At 46.2% G+C, this 22,569-nt stretch carries 7 protein-coding genes and 3 tRNA genes; 9 read left to right on the top strand and 1 reads right to left on the bottom strand.

Going from position 1 to position 22,569, the window contains the following annotated elements; genetic code table 11:
• Window positions 1-17 precede the first annotated feature (17 nt).
• The 4 genes from ABCW47_RS14995 to ABCW47_RS15010 all read left to right on the top strand — a co-directional run bounded on the left by ABCW47_RS14995 (window position 18) and on the right by ABCW47_RS15010 (window position 1,232).
• A tRNA-Asn gene (locus tag ABCW47_RS14995) sits at window positions 18-89 on the top strand.
• Window positions 90-126: 37 nt separating this feature from the next.
• Window positions 127-198 (top strand) — tRNA-Glu (locus ABCW47_RS15000).
• Window positions 199-214: 16 nt separating this feature from the next.
• A tRNA-Cys gene (locus ABCW47_RS15005) sits at window positions 215-285 on the top strand.
• 374 nt (window positions 286-659) lie between these two features.
• Entirely contained in the window at window positions 660-1,232 is a 573-nt protein-coding gene (locus ABCW47_RS15010; protein WP_343210753.1) for a TetR/AcrR family transcriptional regulator C-terminal domain-containing protein, read from the top strand.
• Between the two features lie 358 nt (window positions 1,233-1,590).
• Here the strand turns inward: ABCW47_RS15010 and ABCW47_RS15015 are convergent, their stop codons facing one another.
• Complete coding sequence (locus ABCW47_RS15015) at window positions 1,591-2,832, bottom strand: tyrosine-type recombinase/integrase (RefSeq protein WP_343210754.1); 1,242 nt, start codon at window positions 2,830-2,832, stop codon at window positions 1,591-1,593.
• A gap of 605 nt (window positions 2,833-3,437) precedes the next feature.
• Between ABCW47_RS15015 and ABCW47_RS15020 the strand changes: the two genes are divergently transcribed.
• The 5 genes from ABCW47_RS15020 (at window position 3,438) to ABCW47_RS15040 (ending at window position 22,567) form a co-directional block, all read left to right on the top strand.
• Entirely contained in the window at window positions 3,438-4,094 is a 657-nt protein-coding gene (locus ABCW47_RS15020; protein WP_343210755.1) for a hypothetical protein, read from the top strand.
• On the top strand, window positions 4,067-4,636 hold the full coding sequence (lepB, locus tag ABCW47_RS15025; protein WP_343210756.1) for a signal peptidase I: 570 nt from the start codon (window positions 4,067-4,069) through the stop codon (window positions 4,634-4,636). The genes ABCW47_RS15020 and lepB overlap by 28 nt, the downstream gene beginning before the upstream one ends.
• A gap of 69 nt (window positions 4,637-4,705) precedes the next feature.
• The gene (locus ABCW47_RS15030; protein WP_343210757.1) at window positions 4,706-21,463 is read left to right on the top strand and encodes a GLUG motif-containing protein; all 16,758 of its coding nucleotides are present in this window, start codon (window positions 4,706-4,708) and stop codon (window positions 21,461-21,463) included.
• A 12-nt stretch (window positions 21,464-21,475) separates the two neighbouring features.
• Window positions 21,476-21,961, top strand: a complete 486-nt coding sequence (locus tag ABCW47_RS15035) for a hypothetical protein (RefSeq protein WP_343210758.1) — start codon at window positions 21,476-21,478, stop codon at window positions 21,959-21,961.
• Between the two features lie 15 nt (window positions 21,962-21,976).
• Complete coding sequence (locus ABCW47_RS15040) at window positions 21,977-22,567, top strand: hypothetical protein (protein ID WP_343210759.1); 591 nt, start codon at window positions 21,977-21,979, stop codon at window positions 22,565-22,567.
• The last annotated feature ends 2 nt before the right edge of the window (window positions 22,568-22,569 follow it).

The raw sequence follows: 22,569 nt of genomic DNA on the forward strand, positions 1-22,569 counted from the left end.
CTTTCAGGGAAAGATAATCCTCGATAGCTCAATGGTAGAGCATTCGGCTGTTAACCGAAGGGTTGTAGGTTCGAGCCCTACTCGGGGAGGTAAGGCGGGAGAGGCCTGAGAGAAGAAGAGAGAAACGGCTCCGTGGTCAAGCGGTTAAGACATCGCCCTTTCACGGCGGTAACACGGGTTCGATTCCCGTCGGAGTCACTACAAAAGTTAATACGGCGACATAGCCAAGTGGTAAGGCGCGGGTCTGCAACACCCTTATCGCCGGTTCAAATCCGGCTGTCGCCTTTTAAGATCCGAAGAATAATCTTCGGATCTTTTTTTATCATGGGAGTAGATAAGACTCCCACCTCTATAGGTAGTGAATAAATAACAAACTCGTCTTGGTGGGAGCCTAATCTCCTTCCAGGATAAAGCCTCCGGCGGATTGCAGAGCCGCACAGATGTATTATGTCATGTAAAGCATGACGTGCGGCTCGCAGCAAGTACGCCGAGGCGTACTTGAATGCTTCGGCGTGCAATGCGTACAAGTCCCGCATGAGTGAGGGGAAGGGGAGCGTTGAAGTGAGCTTGCCCACTTTGTTCCGTTCCGCATATGTGGTTGCAAACCCGGAGGAACATGTTATACTATGAGAATAAAGTTTACATTCGGGAGGTAGTCTATGTCAGATTCTCTTATCACAAAGAAAGCTATAGCAGAGGGATTAAAAAAGCTGACGGCACAAAAGAACTTTGCCAGGATTACGGTATCCGATATTACAAATATATGTGGTCTGAACCGGCAGACTTTCTATTATCACTTTCAAGATAAATTCGAGCTTCTGAACTGGATTTATTATAATGAAGGATTTTGCAATGTGATTGATGGTATCAATCTGGATAACTGGGATCAAAAAGTTTTGGGACTGTTGAGACAGATGCGTGTGGAGCAGGGATTTTACAGCAATACAATAAAGAATGAGGGGGAGTGCTTTCAGGATTATCTCTGGAATATATGCCGTACTCTCTTTCAGGAAGCAATGGAGAAGCTGGATGTCCATCATGTAGTACCCGAAGAAGATAAGTTATCCTATGCCGGGTTTTTCGCCTATGGTATCTGCGGAGTGATTATGGATTGGGTAAAAAGGGGTATGAAAGAAGAGCCTGAAAAAATTGCAGGTCAGTTAAAGAAACTGGCCCGCAATTGTGAGAAGTTTGCCTATGAGCGGTATCTGGAAGAAAATGAGCTGCTATAAGTGAAACTGTTCCAGAGACCATTGATAAATGCATTTTAAATCAGTAGTCTTGATAAGATTCTGCAATTCTCTGCAGAGTCTTATTTTTTCTTGTTCAGAAGGCGATTCATGATTTATGGTCAATCCGAAATCAAGAATATTTCGTGCGGTACGCTCTGCGGATTTTGATTTTCCCCTCAATAAATGGGACAGGCCGGTATAAAAAGCTGCCTGTTTTATTTTTCGATCCAAGGTCATAGTACTGCGCCCCATTTCAAATAAGATATGCTTTTATCTTAAATCTTCCTGCAGTTATCTGCTATAGACATAATCTATTGTTTGTCTAATTAATTGACGGTAAATGTGACGGTAAATAAAATTAAGATGGTTCCCTGTTATAAAAATGATCCGGACTGGATAAAACACCCTCCAGTTTCTTCATTTCATTTCTTTTATGCTCGTTCTGAGAGTGGACATAACGGCGCAGGGTAGTTTCTACATGAGCGTGTCCCAACAGCTCGCTGAGGGTCTTTGGGTCCATTCCAAGCTCAATTGCCCTGGTGGCAAAGGTATGTCTGAGACAGTGGAAATTAAAGTGCTCCAGTTCCGCTTTGCGGGCAATTTTCTTAAAGTATCTCTGGTATGCTCTAGGTTCATAAAATGATCCATCATTTTTGCAGATGACAAATTGGTCTGGAGGGAGACAATGATCAGGTGCAGCGTGAACAAGCTGATTCAGAAGATGTCCAATCATATTAGGAATCGGTATTGTACGGATGCTTGTTTCTGTTTTTGGTATTCCCAGTATAATCTTTGTTTTGTAATTCTGCGGTTCTGCCTGATAAACATTCATAATGCGTTGAAGAGTATGCCGTACATGTATACAGTTGTCTGTAAGGTTGATATCAATCCAGCGCAGCCCCGCAATTTCACCCAGCCTCATACCTGTGTATAAACCGATCCAAATGCTTAATGACAGTGGATGCACTTCATTAATCAGGACAGATTCCAAACAGCTTTGTTCCTGCTTGGTGAATGCGTGCGTTTCAGGCATTCTACGTTTGGGGATAATAACATTTTTACATGGATTTTCATGTATTAGTCCATTTCTCTGTGCCTGACAGAGAGATAAATTAATAATACTGTAGATATCTGTAGTTGTTTTCAGACTTAACCCACCATGACCGTCCAGCCGTCCGTTTTTGAGTTTGGAGTAGAAAAAGTCATTCAGAAGACTGGAATTTATCTGGGTGAGGGGTATGGTCCCAAGAACCGGAATAATATGGTTTTGTATTATGCCGGAATAAATGGCATAGGTTGATTCTTTGCAGGAAATGTCAGGCTGACGATACTCCTGAAACCATTTCCACAGCCAGTCACCATAGCGTACTGTTTGTATAGAACAGCCAGGAACCGGACTTTGAACGAAAGCAGGAAGGGCAGATGGGAATACTGGCATTTCCATCTGCATAGCACGCAGTTTTTCCTTTAACATTTTATATGTAGGAGCATAGACGGAACGATATTTGGCTTTATTCGTAAAAGAATCATATCCCTGGAGGACCCGGCCTTCCCATCTCCCATCTTTTCGTTTGTAAATATTTTCACCTCTGCGCGGCATTGAAATCCTCCTTCTTTTCTAATCCCATAATGATCTGCATTTCTGAAGAAAAAACAGCATCAATATAATTTACCAACATATTCCAGCAAGAAGCAAGTGGAAAAAGATACCAAATGTTTATCAGTAAAATTATATAACTAATTCAGAAATGTTTTTCAATAGATTTATATTTCTATAACTGAAAAAATGACGGTAATTCTGACGCAAAAACTGCGCCTAACTGCACATAATCAAGTTTTGAAATGAAAAAGTGATTAAAAAAAGACGTGATTTGCACATTTTCGGTCATCTTATTATTGTCATATGTCAGCTATAATGCTATACTATTAAAAATAGTATGTAGATACGCCGCGATTTAAGTCATTTTATGTCGTAAAGTAAGATACTTTACGACAACTTTCAAGGATAAATATACAGATAATTAGAATAGTTGACAGTTAAATACGGAAGTAAGCTGAAGTATTCTGATCTGAATTTTCAATATACAAAACCGAATGAAGTTAAGAATTAATATGTGGAATAAATAGAATGTAAGACAGGCATCAGCCAAGGAGAAGGCAGATGGTTGTCTTAGGCTGTTGTCTGGGAAAGAAGGGGGAACGGATATGGAGAAAAAGGAACTGGCAAGGATCACATTCCGGACGGGACTGATGGGCTACCAGAAAGAAGAAGTGATGGACTTTCTGTACGACCTTCTGGAACAGATGGAGGAAGAGAAAAAGGAGCATGAGAGAGAACTGAGGAAGAAAGAGGAAGTGCTTCTATTATATAAGGAAGGAAAAGAAAGCGCGGAGAAGATCTATGAGATGTTCCTGGAGCAGATGAAGAGGAATGAAAGCCTGTACGGGGAGACGAGGGAGCTAAGAAAAGAAGCGGAGATGCTGAGGGAGAGAAAGAAAGAGCTGGAAGCAGAGCTGTCCGGGTACCGGGAGAGGAAAGCGGAGCGAAGGACAGGAAGGGAAATGCCTGTATCTGCCGGAAGAGGAATGAGCATCGAAGAGTTCGAGAGCCGGAGCGGAAGGCTGTTAGGAGAGGTATTTGAAGAGGCCAGAAGAGAGGCGGAGGAGATCCGGAGAGAAGGAAGAGAAGAGGCAGGGCGGATCAAACGGCAGGCGGAGGAAGAGAGAGAGGAACTGAAGAGACTGGTAAGAAGAAGCCGGGAGGAGCTGAACCGAAGCGGGGAAGCATACGAGAGGCTGCTGAGTGAGATAGAGGAGCAAGAGAGAGAGGGCCGATGGGAAGAGAGAGGCTTGCAAGGCTGAAGAGGCTGGTAGAAGAGGAAAGAAGAGAGCTCGGAAAGAGAAGAAGAAGGAGAAGGAGAGCGGTTGTGCTGGCAGGAGCAGCGGCTGTGCTGGCGGTGCTCTACGTGCTGACGCTGGGAATCGGGATACGGATGGTATGGGGAGATTCGATGTACCCGTCGTACCAGGAGGGAGACGTGATCGTATACCGGAGAGGGAGAGAGATCGAGGTAGGAGAAGTAGCGGTGATCGAGACGGGGTATGGGAAGCTGCTGAAGAGAGTGGCAGGAAAGAGCGGAGATAAGATAGAGATCGAAGAAGGAAGCGGGAAGGTAAGAAGGAATGAGGTCACGCAGGAAGAGAAGTATGCGGTAGGAAAAGAGAAGAGTGAGAGCAGCATCGAGTACCCGTATGAAGTAGGGGAAGGAGAGGTGTTTGTGCTGGGGGATAACAGGGAGAGTTCTCTGGACAGCCGGAGCAGGGAGTTTGGAGTGATAAAGGAAGAGCAGATCAAGGGGAAAGTGGTCTATGTGTGGAGAAGAGTAAGGAAGCGGATGGAGTAGGGAAAAGACAGAGGAAAGCTCTGAGAAGATAGAGACGGGAAAAGACAAGAAAAAGAAAAGGTGAGGGACATGAGAGAGAGAAGAAACCAGAAGAGAGCAGAGCGCAGATGGGGCTGGCTGGCGGGGCTGGCGGTGATGGTAGCAGCGGGGGTGCTGTTAATCAGCGGAGTAGGAAGGGTACTGGCGCTGCGGGAGAATGGAAGAGAAATCGGAAGTATCGGAGAGCTGGAGAGATACTTAAGCATAGAGAGTGAAGAGTATGAACCAGGGGGAAAGTATGTCCTGACGGCAGACCTGGACGTGACAGGAAGAGAGATCACGATAGGGGATAACGTGGAGCCGTTCGTGGGAGAGTTAGACGGAGCAGGCCATGAGATAAAAGGATTGAGCAGGCCGCTGTTCGGGAAAGTAGGGCAGGGGGCGAAGATAGAGAACCTGGTAGTAGAAGGAACGATAAGAGAAGGAGAGCTGTACGGAGCGGGAGAGGGATACATAGAAGGGTATGGACTGTTAGCGGCGCATATAGAGGGAGCGGAGATACGGAATGTAGGAGCAGTAGGAGAGATCGAGATAGGGGATAGAGCCGAGAGAGAAGTGAGGGTAAGGAAGGGCAATGAAGAAGGAACAGATAATAATGAAGAAGGAAAAGGAAATAATGAAGAACCGGGTAAATCAGAGACAGGGAGTAATGAAGAGGGAACGAATAATAAGGAAGAAGGAATAACGAAGAAGGAAGAACCGAATCAACCGGAGCAGGAAGGTAACGGGGAAGATATAAATAAGGAAGAAACGAATACGCCACAAGAGCCAGAGGCAACAGATTCGGCAAATCCGGAGACCGGGAGTAACGGAGAAGGAACGAATAAAAAGGAAGAAGGAATAACGAATAAGGAAGAACCGAATCAACCGGAGCAGGGAAGCAACGGTGAGGAGTTAAGTAAGCCAGAAGGGACTGGAGAAGCTGATAAACCGGAGGAACCGGCAGTGGGTGAGCCGGAACCAGTTGTGGACCCGGTTGCGAAGTTATTTGGGCCGGTGAAGGCGATGGCAGCGGAAGCAGATATCGTGAATCCGGAGGAAGATACGTCTGGAACCGGGGAGGGGAGCAATGTACCGGATACCACACCTACAACGCCGGATACCGGAGATACCGGAGCAGTACCCCAGCCGGGAGAACCCGCGGAGGGAGAAGGGACAGGAACCCCGGATGTGCCGGAGGTAAATCAGCCGGAAGGGCCGACAGAAGGGCCAGCAACAGAACCAACCGACCCGGATGTACCGACGGAGCCGGAAGCACCGGTTGATCCGGCGCCGGAGCAGAAGGAAGATACCACCCAGCCGGAAGAGCCGACAGGGGATGAATACATAAGAACGACAGCAGAAGAGGTCTATGCGGGCGGCCTGATCGGCGTGAGTGAGGGAGAGAGCCTGATCCAGAACTGCTATGCGTTCGTGAAGATCACGAAGAAGGGAAATGAGACCGCGGCGGTAGCCGGCGGTTTTATTGGCGTGTTAAAAGAAGGAGGCCGGATCGAGAACAGCTATGCGACGGGAAGTGTGGAAGGAGCGGCTGTACTGGGCGGTTTTGCGGGAATCAATGAAGGGGGAATCGGAGCCTGCTATGTATCGAATACGTTAGGGGCAGGAGAAGAAAGAGGAGCCTTCGCAGGAAGATACGGAGAGAGCGCAAGTGCAAAGGAATGTGCGTATGACTACCGGATGAGCTGCGGGGAGGATAAGCAGGCGCAGAGGAAGGGAACGGAAGAACTGACGGGAATCCAGGACAGCCTTTCGGGAGAGTGGCACTATACGGAGGGAGCGTATCCGCAGCTGCCTTATTTTGCGTTAAACGAAAAGATAGAAATACAGAAGAAATCGAAGGCGAGCGCGATCGCGCTGCAGCTGGGAAGCGGAACAATAGAGGGAGTAGAAGGAGAGATTGAGTTAGTCCAGGAGATCGAGGGAGAAGCGGTTGAATGGAGTGTGAGCGGGGATGTAAGACTGACAGAGGATGGAAAGGCTGTTATAGATTTAAATGAAGAGCCGGAGCATAATACGAACACCGATAGTTTAGGAAAAGATACGCCTCAAGTTTATTCAACCCGGGCTTTGGAAGAGCCTGTGCCGGAGGAAACAATAAGAATCGAAAAGAGCGGGACAATTACAGCAAATATTGATGGGGTGGAGAAAACATTTCAGCTCTATGCTTCTACGCTAAAAGCTGGAAAAACAATAAATATTTATACAAGCAGCGATTGGAAGAATTATTTTTATAATCTGACTTCCGTTATAAGTGGGCCTATCGAGATTAATATTATGGCGGACTTAGATTTTTCAGATATTAGCTTTGTGGCATTTTCAGAACAAAGACTTGCTTTTTCAGGAACCATAAATGGAAATGGACACGTTATTTCAAACACATCGTACCCGCTGATCGGAGTTATGGAAAGTGCGACGATTCGTGACCTGAAAATAGAAAATGTTAATGTTAATAAGGGCTCAAGTACATCTTACAGAGGTGCTCTGGTAGAAGAAATCCTTCCTGGTTCAGTCAGCAGCATAATTAACTGCCGGGCAGAAGGAAATATAACCTATAGTGGAGAAGTAGTGGGCGGCCTGATTGGCAGTGTAGCCGGAACTCCTGAAGCCAGACATCTTATTCAGAGGTGCTCTTCTGCAATGACGGTAATGGGAACCTCACGGAATGTAGGCAGTTTAATTGGTTCTGGAGAGAACATCACAATTCAAAATTGTACTGCTGATTCAAATATTTCTATAACATCAAAGTTATCCAAAGACCAGTACAGCGGCGGCATCATCGGAAAAATGATATCTTCTGAGATGAAGGATTGTACGGCGAGAGGAAGTATTACCTATAGCTACCAGACGGTAACCACGTTAGACTGCGGCGGTTTAATCGGTTTGGCTAGTGATGTTAATGTCAGCAACAGCAAGAGTTCGACTGTAATAAAGTTAGATCAGTTAACTGGCGGTACGGCAAAAGCCGGTGGCCTGATCGGGGAACTACTGACAGAGTATGAAGGAACTTTCGCGGATAATCAGCTTACAAAGTGTTTGTCAGAAGGAAGTATTCAACTGGCTTCAAGTTATGCAGGCGGCTTGATTGGCTATGCTCTTGGAAATAAATTGGGTGATGTTGTATACCGAAACCTGATGACAGATTGTCAGTCAGAGACAGACATTTTGTTGGGGAAAACTAGTTCAGGAGCTCAGGCAGGCGGTCTGATCGGTTATTGTCAGTATGCTCAGATAGAAAATTGTTCGGCCATAGGGGATGTAAGTGGAAATACTGCGGGAGGCTTGATTGAAACCTGCTATGATACGGAAATAGGACAATCCTTTTCAGCCGGCAATGTGTTAGGTAGGTCAGGGGATGCTGCCGGATTGATTACAAATATATCGGGTGGAAGTATAGACAGCAGCTATTCCATGTGCAACGTAACCGGCAGCTCTTGTGCTGCAGGGTTTCTGGGCACTGTGAATGGGGAATCACTGACTGTGAATAACTGTTATGCAGTCGGTATGCTTACCAGGAATATCATGAATACTTCTAAGGAAGGTATATTTATTGGATATATTTCTGATGCTGCTGCGATTAATAAGGTGAGTAATTGCTATTCTGCCTGCACTGCAGGAAAAAAAGGTGCAGTGTTCTCTGAGGACATATATAAGTTTGCGATTATAAAAGGTGATACTGGTACAGGAAAAGTAGAAAACATATATACCGATTATCAACTTCTGCCCTGCCAGGCTCTGGGGACAGAGGGAGGTATCAGCAGTTGTCTGACTCCTCAGATGCTGGGTTCAGAAATGAAGTTTACCGATGCGTCCGCCTGGAATTTTACTGAAGGGTATTATCCGCAGCTTAAAGTATTTACTGGGAGCAGCGGATATAATCCGGAGATGACTGCCGCTTATTCCCAGGCATCAGCCATTGCCTTATCGCTTGATGCATCAGAGACGGCATTTGAAGTAAGCAAGCAGATTGGTTTTCAGGACGGGACACCTGAGAACTGGACAACGACAGGAGAAGAAGGCAGAGGAGATTATCTGAAGTTTACCGATCATACTATAGAAATTTACGGAGGAGATGGAGAAAGCGTCGGAGCAGTCTATACAATCAAAGAAGGGATTAGTAAAAGCTTCGGGCTGTTTCCCAAAATAAGAGGCATTAAAATCACCTGTCTTGAAGATTGGGAAAAATATTTTAGTTCTTATATGACGCAAGGCGCCAGGGGTATCTATGAACTGGATTTCTCTGCAACAGGGGGAAGAGCGGACTTCTCTAAGTTAAAAGAAAGTGCTGGAAATTATGATTATTCTTTTAATGGAATCATACTGGGAAATGGGCAGACAATCTATGGGTTAAATAAACCGTTGTTTGACTATATCGGCGCTCCCTATATTGAAAATCTGTATCTGGAGACAGCCGAGGAAGGGATTATCGTAGATAATGCAGATGAATCCGCGGGCATTCTGGCCAGAAGACAAGGTGGCTCGGTAGTGCGGGTAGGGTCTCCCAATATCATCGGATGCAGAGTGAAGGGGAAAATTGAGGGGAAGCAGCTTAATTCCCGCTACACCGGAATTGGCGGGTTTATAGGATATAGCAGTAACAACGGTACTAGTACGCTGATATTGGAAGATTGTTCCGGAGACGTCACGATCAAAGGGTTTAATAGCCTGGGCGGCTTAGTTGGAGCGGGTACGTTTCAGTTAATCAACTGCCGTGCAACCGGGGAAATTCAGGGCCTTGGTGACTGGATTGGAGGATTAGCTGGCAAAGGTTCAAAGATCGAAAATTCCTGGTTTTCAGGGACGGTAACCGGTCAAAATTATGTTGGAGGATTAGCTGGTGACGGTTCTGTAAGTAATTCATATACAAAAGAAAAGGACACCTGTGAAGTAACAGGAAAGAATTATGTTGGAGGCCTGGTCGGACAAGGGACCGTAACACAGTCTTACTCTAGCTGTGAAGTAACAGGAAACGATTACGTCGGAGGACTCGCCGGGAAAGGGACCGTAACTCAGTCTTATTCTATCAGTGAAGTAACAGGAAAGAATTATGTCGGAGGACTTATCGGTTACGGCAATGCCGTCAACGGCAGCAGCGCTGACGGGAGTTATTTCAATGGAATAATTACCGGTGTTGAAAATGTAGGTGGTATCTCCGGAACAAATTCCGGAACAATTTCAAATTGTTATGCAACAGGTATTATAAATGGTAGTAAAAATGTTGGCGGCATTCTTGGAAGGAATGGTATGGGCAGTTCAAAGCTCGCGCTTGATACCTGCTACTCCACTTGTAACATTCGATCGGCAGGATCGAATATAGGCGGAGTTGTGGGTGATCTGGTAACTACCCCAAGTACCAATATTGCGAACTTGTGTTATTTTGATAAACAGATGGCAGGTACGAATCTGGGAGCGGGCAATTCTAAGACTGCAATTATTAAGCCATGCACAACGGATTGGATGATAGATGCAGTGAATGCATCAGCAGCAGGTTTTACAGAAGAGAAGGGATGGACGATTACAGAAGGAAGCTATCCACAGCTTTCTGTTTTTTCAAGCAGTGAAAATGAAGAATGGAAGGCTGCTTCCCTGGTATCTGCTATTCCAATCAGACTTTCTTCATCAGATGTAAGTGCTGCGTCGGTCAGTGGAGTTATCTCTTTGCCGAACCTGCCGGGAGTATGGAGTTCTCAAAGAGAGTTCGTTTTAACCATTCAGGATAATATGCAGGCGATACCAAAAAAGAATGGAGATACCTTCCTTGTTTATACGGATTCCAACGGATTAAAGAAATGTTTTGGTATTTCAGTTGTGACCGGCGAAATTTTGAAAATAACAAACCTGGAAGAATGGGACTCCTGTCTGGGAAGCGGGGCTACGGCAGAGTCCATGCGAAATACATATATTCTGGAATTTCCGGGAAACAGTATCGACTTTACTGGGTATACACTAAGTTCCGGGACGAGTCAACAGCTTCCTTTTTCCGGTAAAATAGACGGTAATAATCAGACTATTACAAACTTAAGTAATTCCCTGTTTCGGTATTTAAAGGGCGCGCAGATATCAGATCTTACATTAACCGGAGCACTGCAGATTAATCAGAGCGCGACAAAAGGGCTTTTGGCAGATTATGTGCTGTCAGGGGCAAAGTCTGATATACAGAACTGCCATGTCAGTGGAAGCATAGAAGGAACATTTACAGAAGAGACGGGTGATATCGGCGGCCTGATTGGCTATATATCGGATACTTCGGCTGGGCGCGCACATGTTATCTCAGGATGTTCTGCGAATATGGTAATACGTTTAAAAGGGGGCGCTTGTGCCGGTATTCTGATCGGACAAGGCAGTTATTTAAGTCTGGTAGAAGGCTGCTATGCAGAAGGTACAATAACCGCAGATGGAGTAGGGAAGGTCGGAGGCATGGCCGGGTATCTTTCATCTGTAGGACGTGTAACGGGCTGCGGCAGTAATGTTACCATTCAGAGTACAGGTCATAATAATCAGTACAGCGGGGGCCTGGCAGGAGTTATGAGTGGAACCGCCGTCAGCCGTTGCTTTTCTTTGGGAAAAGTATTTTCATCTGTTACCGGCGGCGGCCTTATTGGATCAGGAAACAGTGTAACTGCTGACCAATGTTATGCAAATTGTAAGGTATTGGGCGAAAGCAAGGAAGCAGGCGGGTTTATCGGATATGCAGGCTCCTGCACGATAAGTAACAGCTACTCTGTGGGTACCGTAGAGAGCCTGTCTGGTTATGCGGGAGGATTTGCAGCCGGCTATACCGGAACAGGAAGTTTGAAGAATACATATACCAACTGTTATGCTGCCGTAACTGTTATAAATGGAAATGGAGTAGGCGGAATACAGGCAATTACCAGGAAAACAAATGACACAGTTGTTAATTGTTATTTTGACGGACAGATAAATTATAAAAATCTGGAAGGAGGAGTGGAGAAAAATACAGCCGATATGTTGGGTACAGGACTGCAGACAGCTCTTGAAACCGATGGGGGGACAAGTGGAATCTGGGTGTTTGCAGAGGGAAGATATCCACAGTTGAGTGCATTTGCCGCGCCTGCCGAAGGAAGTTTTCTGGATACAGCGTTGGTAAAGGCAGCATCAGAGGTGTCCACGGCTGCGATTACCTTTAAAGAAGGAGAAAAATCTGGCCAGCTGACTCAGTTTGAAGTGAATTTGGATTTTGGAGACTGGAGTTTCCGACCGCGGGATATGGTACAAATTCAGAGTAATATTTGCAACCCCCAATATAGCGGTTCATTGGATGTGATTTGTACACACAGTACGGGTCTTAAAAAGCTGTTCCGTCTGCAGGTTCTGGGAGACGAAGTGAGATTAATTGAGAATCTGGAGGACTGGGAAACTTACCTTGGAGCAAAGGCCGATTCTGCTACTATGGGCGGGCACTATAAACTGAACTTCCCGGGTGGCGCCTGTGACTTTGCCGGATTGAATCCGGACAGGGACACTTCACTGCCCTTTACCGGCTCTTTGGATGGAAATAACCAGAAAATAGAGAATCTTTCCCTTCCTTTATTTGAAAAATGTATAGATAGCGATATTAAGGATCTATCTCTGTCCGGCAACATTATAGAAACAAAAGAGAATCAACACCTTGGTATGCTTTGCAGGGAGTTAATTGGTAATGAAAAGTACAGTATTGTAAACTGTCACGCTGTCGGTTCTGTTATAAATAGCTTTTGTAAGCCTGGTACTTATTATACGGGAGGACTGATCGGCTATGTACATGCATCTGATTTAAACGGATCAAGGAATAACCAGATTACGGATTGTACGGTAAAGGGAAAAGTGTCTGGTGCTAAATTACCTGAAAAAAGCAGCTATATTTTAAGTACAGGCGGACTGATCGGAACAGTAGAAGACAATGCTGAGATTAGCAACTGTAGAACGTATGTAGAGGTAACTGGTTATGGTGATCAGATCGGTGGACTGATTGGACGTGCCGGAGAGGGATCTGACGTAAACACCCCACAGTCAACAATCTATGGGTGCAGTGCTTCAGGAAGTGTAACCTGTGGTGACGGATATGGCGGTTCTGGGATTGGCGGTCTGATTGGATATTCACGCAGAAGTATTACTCAATGTTATGCAAATTGCAAAGTTACCGGTGGATATAATAATACGGGCGGCCTGATTGGAGAGGCGCTTGCTTCGATTTCAGATAGCTATGCAACGGGCTATGTGGCAGGAAGGAATTATGTCGGTGGTTTAGTAGGAAGTTTAGCCGGCAATACCGCATCAGTGGCCCTGGAACGCTGCTACTCTTCGGCTATTGTCGCAGATAATGGAAAAAGCGGAGCATTTATTGGTACTGCTGACACGGCTTTGCAAACAAAGGACCAAATAAAAGATTGTTATTACGATAAACAAATGGCAGGGGTACCAAAAGATATTTCGAACAGAACTGGGGAAGTAGAGATTGCAGCAGGGATGCTTACTACGGCGATGACGGGCAAATCTTTTGGCAATTTCAATGTAGAAAATAGATGGACAATTCAGAACGGCATGTATCCGGTGCTGACCGCATTTCCGGCCGCTGATCTGGATATGCTGACAAGTGCGCTGCCTATTTATCTGGATACGGCAGAGGATGGGACGGTATATGAAACTACGGGAAAGGTACAGACATCCTTTCTTTTACCTGAGGAAATCGCGGGGAGAAACTTGAACTGGAGTGTTTACGAGGGAACAGCCCGGATCGATAATGAAAACAGGTTTACCTTTGAGAAATCCGATAAGAATATTTTACGAGTACGTATTGGAGATAGCAGTTATTATAAACAGTTCCAATTGATAACCCGGCTGCCAGAGGATGGATATATTCGAATAACGACTCTTGGAGAGTTTGAGCATTATTTTTCAACTGAATCAGGAAATGCATCAGAAGAAACAATGGGAGGAAAGTACATATTAGACTTCCCGGAGGGTGAACTGGATATAATGAGTCTGAGTATCGGAAGTACAGCCTTACCTTTCACAGGTGAAATAGAAGGAAACCATCAGACATTAATAAGCAGATTTAATCCTGTGTTTACGGCAGTCAGAGGAGCAGTAATTAAAAACTTATCGATAGAAGGAGAGGGTAAAACCGTACGTGGAAACTCGGATACTGGTTTACTGGTTAGTTCAGTTTTAAGCGGCGAGAGTACAATTATTGAAAATTGTCATGTGAGAGGTTCGGTAGAGGTGTCAACCCCGTCAAGCGATAACATTTATTATTGCGGCGGTCTGATCGGCTATGCCCAGGGAACGGAAGCTGCCCACCATTTTGTTATTAATTCGTCTGTGGATGTAACGGTAAAGGGGGCATCCTATGCCGGCGGATTAATTGGCAGAGGTGATTATGTCAATATTCAAAACTGTTCCGTTTCAGGAGTCTTAACCGGCACCGATTACGTAGGCGGTTTAATAGGCTATGGCGGGAATGTAGAACTTTCAGCCTGTTATTCTGCTGCTGAGAAAATTAGTGGAACTAATTATGCAGGGGGACTGGGGGGATATCTGAAGCAGAGTATAGTCAATAAATGCTTTTCTGGCAGTGAGGTAGCTGCCACCGGAAACTATGCCGGCGGTGCGGCCGGCTGCGTATCCGATACAGCTCTCAGAGATTCTTATGCGGTAGGTATCGTCGATGGAGCTGAATATACGGGCGGATTAATCGGAATGTTGGAAAAGGGGAGCTCTGCCCACCCGGTGGTGCGGTGCTTTGCTTCCGGAAGAAATTTATCCTCTGCAGGAAATTCCGGCGGATTGATCGGAGCAGCAGAGTCGGTACTGCAGTTGTCATACTTGCAGGAATGTTATTATGACAGGCAGATGACTGGTATGGAGAGAGGAATCGGAAACTACTCAAATAAGTATACTGAGGGAAAAAACACAGCAGAGATGACTTCCGGTAGTTTGTTTGCAAATGACGCATGGTACTGTGAAGCATCCATGTATCCCCAGTTATCTGTCATCAGAAATAGTTCGGCTGCGGCATCCGATACTTCAGCCGTGTTTGCCCTAGCTGTCATTTTGAATGGAGAAGACATTTCTGCGGACTGGAAAGGAAAGCTTACGTATCCTGCCGAATTAGGGACATGGGTAAGCGACCGGCCGGAGATGCTTTTGCTGGAGAATGGTTCAGGAACGGTGTCTTCAGATTATAAAGATAATATTGCGGAAATAAAAGTAATTGTCACTGAGAACGGTATGAAGAAATCCTTCTCTATATGTTATAAAAATTCCAGTGAGATACTGGTGATTCACAATGCGGAAGAGTGGAATGATTATTGCGGTAATAATTCGTTAAATACTTCGATAAACTTCCGGAAAACGATCGTACTAGATTTTAATGAGACAGGGGGTATCGCTGATTTTTCAACTGTTAATTTCAGCAATGAAGCCTTCTGCGGTATTCTGTATGGAAACAATCAGATAATCACAGGTCTTAGCCAGGCATTATTTAATTCATTATCTAATGCACAGATCTACGATCTGACATTAGAGGGTGATATTGGGACCTACACACCTGGTTCGAGTGTAAAGGGAAAAGGCATTGTAGCAGCTCAGATAAATGGAGGGAATCCGACCACAATCAAGAACTGTCTGGTGCGGGGAAATCTGGATGCAGGAACAAGCAGGGATTATTCTGCAGGCGGGCTCATAGGCAACATTATCGCGGGTACCGGTGAAAGACATATTATTGAAAATTGTATTTCAGAAGTTAATGTTACTAATTACGAGAACACAGGCGGACTAGTTGGTTTTGCCAGAGGTACCGATTTTATATCTTGCCGGGCTGATGGCGTTACAGTCAGCGGAGAAGAAATGATCGGCGGTCTGATTGGATCGGGCAGCGATTCTTCCTTCTATAACTGTTATGCGTATGGAACGGTCAGTGCAAAATCGGATGCCGGCGGTTTGGCAGGTCAGGTTCAGAATTGCCTTGTAGAAGGCTGTTTCAGCCTGGGTGACCATTCCCTTGGGAACTCGTCCGGCGGCCTGATCGGACATGCAGAGAGCAGCAGTCAGATCGTAAATTGCTATTCATCCGGACAATTACACCTGGGCATCACCTCCGGCGGCTTGATCGGTATTGTACAGGATAGTCAAATAAACACTTGTTATGTCTCCGCACAAATTAAAATTATTAGAGGAAAAACAACAGGAGCTGTATTCGGGGATGTTGTCAATACAACGGAAGCGGAAGGAATGGTGAAGGAATGCTTTTTCGATAAACAGATCGTTGGAATACAGAATGGAATCGGGAGCGGCAGGTTTGATCCGGAAGTAAAGGGAATAACGACGCTGGGAGTGATTCAAAATCAGGCGTTTGCAGGAGCGGACTGGTCTTTAAAAGCCGGACAGTATCCACAGTTAACGACCTTTGTGTCTGCGAGTGATGATACATATCGTGAAAGCGCACGTGTAAAAGCCGTATCAGAAGTTTCTTCTGCAGCTCTGCAATTTGATCCGGCCGAGACAGCAGATGAAGTTAGAAGTATGTTTTATCTGAGTGAAGTTTCCGGCAAGTGGACAACGAAGTATACAGATAATTTGGATCTGAGTACACCAGGAAGAGCTGTTCCGGTACTTGGCGGTGAAGTTATACTTACTTATTCATGGAATCAAACGCAGAAAGAGTTTATCTTCACTATCTATGGGCAATGCCGGGAAATTTCGAATTTTGATGAATGGGATCAATATCTGGGTTCCGGAGCCACGGAGGCAAGCAGCAGCGCCCACTACAGCTTGAAAAAGGGTGGAAACTTTGACTTTTCCAGGATGAAAGAGAGTGCAGGAACAAAAATACCATTTTCGGGAATGCTGGATGGCAATGGTGAAACGATCTACGGCCTGCAGGTTCCTCTATTTCAAAATGTACAGAGTGCTGAATTAAAGGATATTACGGTGCAGGGAGAAATTACTTATGAATTCGTCTCAAGTATGAATTCAGATCAAAGAGGACTTCTTGCGTCCTACGCATCAACAGGCTCTCGTATCACTGACTGCCATGCGTCAGGAAAGATTACACTGCTGGGAGAAGCAAGTATGTTTAACGGTTGTCATACCGGCGGTTTGATCGGATATCTGGATGGAAGAGCCGGAACCTGCTATCTAACAGGCTGTACTTCATCTGTGAACATATCGGGCAAAACAAAACTTGTCGGAGGCCTGATTGGATACAGTTATTATGCTGAAGTCGTTGACTGCCATGCTACCGGATCGGTAACAAACGCACTTCAGGAATGCGGCGGTCTGATCGGTGAGAGTCTAAACAGTAAGATATCAGACTGCTCTGCTTCAGGCAAGGTTGAGGGCAATCTATATGTAGGTGGTCTGGTTGGGTATAGCCGCGATGATGAGGTATATAGGCGCTGTTATGCAGATACAACGATTATCGGCAGCGGTGATGGGCCTTTGGGTGGTCTGATTGGATATCAGAATGGTTCTGCCGGAGTGTCAGAGTGTTTTGCCAATGCCCGGATCAGAGCAAACTATAATAGTTCTACAAATAGCATCGGCGGCTTGATTGGACACATGGACTCCAGAGAACGTGTGGATAACTGTTATGCAAATGTGAAGATTCAGATTAATAACGGTAAGGATATCGGCGGCCTGGCAGGCAGCATAGCAAGTACTACTGCTTCTATCCGGAATTGCTATACCACAGGCTATATATCTGGTACAGATACTGTGGGAGGATTCGCGGGAAGAATAGATGTGACGACGACAGCTGTACAAATGGAAAACTGTTATTCTACCGTAACAATCCTTAAAGATACGGGAGACTGTATGAAAGGTGCATTTGCCGGAAGAGCTGACGGTGTTACCCCGGAAAGTTATTTTGTATCCTGTTACTTTGACAGACAGATGTCAGGTCTGGAGAATGGAGTAGGAGGTGTAAATCAGGACAGTACAGTCATTAATGGAATGGTTACCGGGGATATGCTGGGTTCCGGGTTAACGTCAGTATTTGGCGAAGTAAACTGGTCATTCCAGGAAAACCGATATCCACAGCTGAAACATTTTGTTTCTTCGGATGGTTCGGCAAAGTACAGAGAGACAGCTACTGTATCCTCCGAGCTTTCTGTTGTTCCTATTATACTGGCTCAGGATACGGAAACCACCGGAAATGTCAGTTCCGCCTTTGAACTTGGCACCGCACCAGGCAGCTGGTCGGTATCGCCATCAGAGGGACTGGACCTTACATTGGAAGGTACAGCGGTTCCGCTTGCAACCGGGCAGGTTATTCTAATCTATAAAGCAAATAATGGACTGACAAAGGAGTTTTGGCTGAACATCAGCGCAGGTAAGCGGGTGATAAAAAGCCTGGACGACTGGAAACGTTATTTTATCGAGAATCCGGAACGAGGTGCGGAGTTGGTGGCCTATGAACTTCAATTTGAAGGCGGTGCCTGTGATTTTACCGGACTGGAACAAAGTGCGTTTGATAATCAGGCCACTCCTTTTCAAGGGATTCTATATGGAAATAATCAGACGATAACTGGTCTGTCAGCACCCTTATTCGGTTTTCTGGCAAATGCCCATATAGAAAACCTGAATCTGGAGACAAATCCGGAAGGCATTCAATCGGGTAAAGATGACCGGGATACAGGAATACTGGCAAAAAGAGTAATCAGTGGAACCAAGACTGAGATAGACAATTGTCATGTGACCGGAAAAATAATAAGTCTGAGAACAGAAATCGGCAGTACCGGCGGTATGATTGGAAGCATAAACAGTACACAGACGTCTAGAACTGTGATTCAGAACTGTTCTGCAGATATTGTGCTGGAGGGGTATCAATACTGCGGAGGTCTGATCGGAGAGGCAAGGTATTGTTACGTTAATAACTGTTATGTGAATGGATCTGTATACGGTACATACACCGGCATAGGAGGTCTTATAGGAGCGGGATATGGTTCGGAAATAGAAAATTGTTATGTAAATGGATCTGTTTGGGGAGAGGTGGACACTGGAGGACTTATAGGAACTTCAAGCGCAACCAAGATAAGCAGCTGTTATACGACGGGCTGTGTTAATACAATGGGCGGATTCACAAGAAATATTGGAGGGCTGGCAGGCAGCGCCAGCGTAAATGCAAATTATCCAATTAAAAATTGTTACAGTTCAGCCCGTATACAGGCAAAAGAAGGAATCACCAGTGTTCGAGGGGTGGTTGGAAGTATAGCAAGTTCACCATATATTACCAACTGTTATTATGATCTTCAGATGGCAGGTTTGGATACAGACACACCAGATGGCATAGGAACCAGGGGTATGCTGGGAAATAGTCTGGATACCCGATTTGACTATGATGGCCGGCCGGCGAGCGAGGTGTGGAGTTTCACGGAGGGATGCTATCCTCAATTAGAGGCTTTTGCCGGGGAGGATAAAAGTGAAGCTTCCCGGTTATCTTCCAGGGTATCGGCGGAAAGTATATTGCTGGAAGCAGATGAAAGCACCCCGGATCAGCCGGTATACGAGAAGGCTTCCGGGATTTCCAGGCCGTTCCAGTATGATTCCGCCCTGTCCGGTACATGGAAGGCTGAACCCTCACAGTTATTGTCATTATCCGGTGGGACTGCATCACCATTGAAGGGCGGCGCGGTTACTCTTACCTATAGTGAAGGTACATATAAAAAGGTATTTGCTTTTGGGCTGTCTGGTGAATTAGAGACCATATCAATTCGAAATCTGGAAGATTGGGAACGGTATCTGGGTAAGTATGCTACAACTGATACGTTAAAGCAGCGGTATAAACTGGAATTTGAAAATCAGACCTGCGATTTTTCGGATAAATATATACCGGATTCAATGAACTATGGGAATATATTTTCCGGTATACTGGACGGAAATCGCCAGACGATTACAGGAATAACAAGACCTCTGTTTTATACCATATCTGGCGGTGAAATATCGAATCTTTCGATCCGGGATGCTGATATTACAGGAGTGGATTTAGATCTAGGAATACTTGCCGCCAGTATATCAGGTGATAGAAAAACAATAATAGATGGATGCCATGTGTCCGGAAGATTGTACTCTTCAGAGGATGTTTATATAGGAGGTCTGGTAGCAATGGTCACAGGCCCGGAAGAAGGCGGACATGAAATCAGAAACTGCTCTGCGGTTGTTGATATAGAAGGACATTCCGGTAATGGCGGCCTGGCAGGAGAAGTGTCCGGTAATGTGACAATTGAAAATTGTTTTACCGCGGGCAGAGTTAAAGGAAAGGCAAGTCCAAATGGAGGATTTGCTGCCAGCATCACAGATGCGAAGACAACCATTCGGAACTGTTATTCGACAGTATTTCTTGAGGTGCCTTACTATAGCGGCGGTTTTATTGGCAGCACGTCTTCCCCATCGGTCTGCACGAATTGTTTTTACGATGCACAGGCAACGGGAGCCTATGGAGGAGTTGGAAGAAAGGATGTCGATTCCATTCAGCGGCTTTATACCGGTCAAATGACTGGAGATGCATTAAAAACTTACCTTGGGGATGCTTGGGTATATGATGAAAATCTTTATCCTCAGCTTGCGAATGTAGCCGGAACGTCTACCAGCATTTTGAGCTGTATCCCGCTGAATCTTTATCATGAGAGCGATTACAGCGCTTATGACACAATTACCGGTATCACAGATAACTTTACTGTTCCGGTTGCTGCCGGCGGCAAAACGATAACATGGGAAAGCGGAGATGATGAGATTGTCGCAATCAGCCCGACCGGAAATAGCATATTCCAGCTTCGGGGCGGAAAAACAGTGCTGATTGCACGGATAGACGGAATAAAGCGAGAGATAGGCATCAATGTGCGTGACGGTGATTTTGTGGGGATTGAAAAAAATGTCATTCTGCCGCATACAGATGCGGTAAGCCCTGAGTGGAGTACCACGCTTCTGGATGGAGTTGACGCAGGCCAATATAGCTCCTGGAAGGTGCTTAAGACCGATGGTCAGTTTAAATCCGGAGACATCTATCATCCGGCAACAGCAGAATCCATTCAGACAAACTACAGTTTCTATGGAGCCGCAAACGCAAACAGCAAACTGAATCTGTCAATGTTGACAGGGGCTGGAGAAACGGACTTAAGTTCTGACGGTACCATATCCGGCATAACCGGAATTAAGCTCTATAATGCGGCGGCATACAACTGTGCAGAGGATCAATACTACCGTGTGCTGTTCCGGGCAGATTTGGAGAAGGTTCTGGCCATCAACGTAACCATACCGGCGGTAACGTCCAAACAGCTGGACATCACCGTACCGGTCCCGAAGGAGATCAGCCTCTCACCGGGTATCCGGAGCAAAGCCTATACCGAGGAATGGGAGATTAAAAATGACATGGCCTATCCTCTGGATATCTCTCTGGCCGCTGTGCTGCCGGGTGAGACCGCGGGAGAAGACGGCGTGAGCTTAAGCCTGATCGCTCCTACGATAGCCATCCGCCCCGGCGAAGACCTGATTACCCAGGGTGTGAAGCTGGGTCTGTCCTACACGGAAGGGGAAGGCGAGGAATCGAAAGAGACCTGCCTGTATTACAACCCATCCGAAGGAGCGGAACAGCCGCATATGAACCTGGGAGCAGGAAGGGCCCAGAAGTTTAAATATTTCCTGGAGTACAGTCCATATTATACAGGATCAAAGAGGCATTTCAGTTATCAGATCAAATATAATACCCAGATTCCGGAGTCGGATGTGGAGGCAGGAACCATCCAGACGGTAGAACCGGCTGCGGGGGAGAATACACCTGGGATGAGGTAAGGAGGCAGAGGATTGAGCAGTAAAAAAAGAAGCCTTCTGATCCCTGGACTATTATGTGTCCTGCTGCTGTTACTGGGAGCAGGGGTCTTAACCGGGTGGATACGTCTGCCGGGGAAGGTGCAGGAACGGCTGGACTTAAGGAGAGACCCGGATGCGGTGGAAGGAAGCGTCCGGGAAGAAGAGAGAGGAAAAGGTGATTTCCGGATTATTCTGAATCAGATACCGACGATGAAAGAAGGGGAGAAGGAGTGTCCGCTCTCCTATGAAAATCCAGAGGGGAATGAATATACGTCGAGAGTTAGCCTCTATGATGAAAAGGGAGAGCTGCTTGGCAATACAGGCCTGATTAGGCCGGGAGAACAGCTTGAGAAGGTGAAGTTAAAGAAGGAGTTAACAGCGGGGGAATGGCCGGTTACGGTACAGATCGACCTGTTTGAGGAAGAAGAGACAAACGCGGGGAAGCTGACGGTGGGAATTACCCTAAGGGTACTGGAATAAGAAGGGAAGGCGAAGATGAAAAGAGGAATAAGGACCATATTAATAGGGACAGGCCTGTTGATTGCCTTCCTGAGTACAGCAGGAGTAAGGGCATCGGAGAGCGGAACGACCTTAAACGGGACGATCGAGCCGATGCTGATAAGCGTGACCCTGCCGGCAGAGGTGCCCTTTGTGCTGGATACGAATAAGACGGTGGATGTGACGACCGGGCAGACCCAGGCGATCAGCCCGACAGAGGCAAAGATCATCAATGGTTCGGCCCTGCCGGTGAAGATCAGTGTGACCGGTGCGGCGGTCACAGACGGGCCTGCAGGGTTTTGCCTGGCCGGCCGGCTGTCGGAGGTAAAGGCCGGAAGTGTGTTCCTGGCCCTTAGAAAGGCGGGGGAAACCTTTGCGAATGAGGAAGCCCTGGAAGCCTATGCCCTGCGGGTACCGGCGGAAGGGGAAGCCCTGTCCATCCCGGTGATGAAGGTAGAGGCAGAGAGGGAGGAAACCCTGTGTATCTATGGAAAGGGAGCGACCAATGCAAAGCTAGGGGTGTATGGATTCCACGTGGAGACGACCCTAAAGGTAGAGCTGGTGAGGGAGGAAGCCCCGTCAGAATAAGA

The sequence above is a fragment of the Anaerolentibacter hominis genome, assembly GCF_032380675.1.
Lineage (GTDB): Bacteria > Bacillota > Clostridia > Lachnospirales > Lachnospiraceae > Anaerolentibacter > Anaerolentibacter hominis.

What these genes read in the sequence shown, in the direction of transcription:
- ABCW47_RS15030 (WP_343210757.1), top strand. Translation starts at nt 4,706, where the DNA reads ATGAGAGAGAGAAGAAACCAGAAGAGAGCAGAGCGCAGATGGGGCTGG.
- ABCW47_RS15020 (WP_343210755.1), top strand. Translation starts at nt 3,438, where the DNA reads ATGGAGAAAAAGGAACTGGCAAGGATCACATTCCGGACGGGACTGATG.
- ABCW47_RS15010 (WP_343210753.1), top strand. Translation starts at nt 660, where the DNA reads ATGTCAGATTCTCTTATCACAAAGAAAGCTATAGCAGAGGGATTAAAA.
- lepB (WP_343210756.1), top strand. Translation starts at nt 4,067, where the DNA reads ATGGGAAGAGAGAGGCTTGCAAGGCTGAAGAGGCTGGTAGAAGAGGAA.
- ABCW47_RS15015 (WP_343210754.1), bottom strand. Translation starts at nt 2,832, where the DNA reads ATGCCGCGCAGAGGTGAAAATATTTACAAACGAAAAGATGGGAGATGG.
- ABCW47_RS15040 (WP_343210759.1), top strand. Translation starts at nt 21,977, where the DNA reads ATGAAAAGAGGAATAAGGACCATATTAATAGGGACAGGCCTGTTGATT.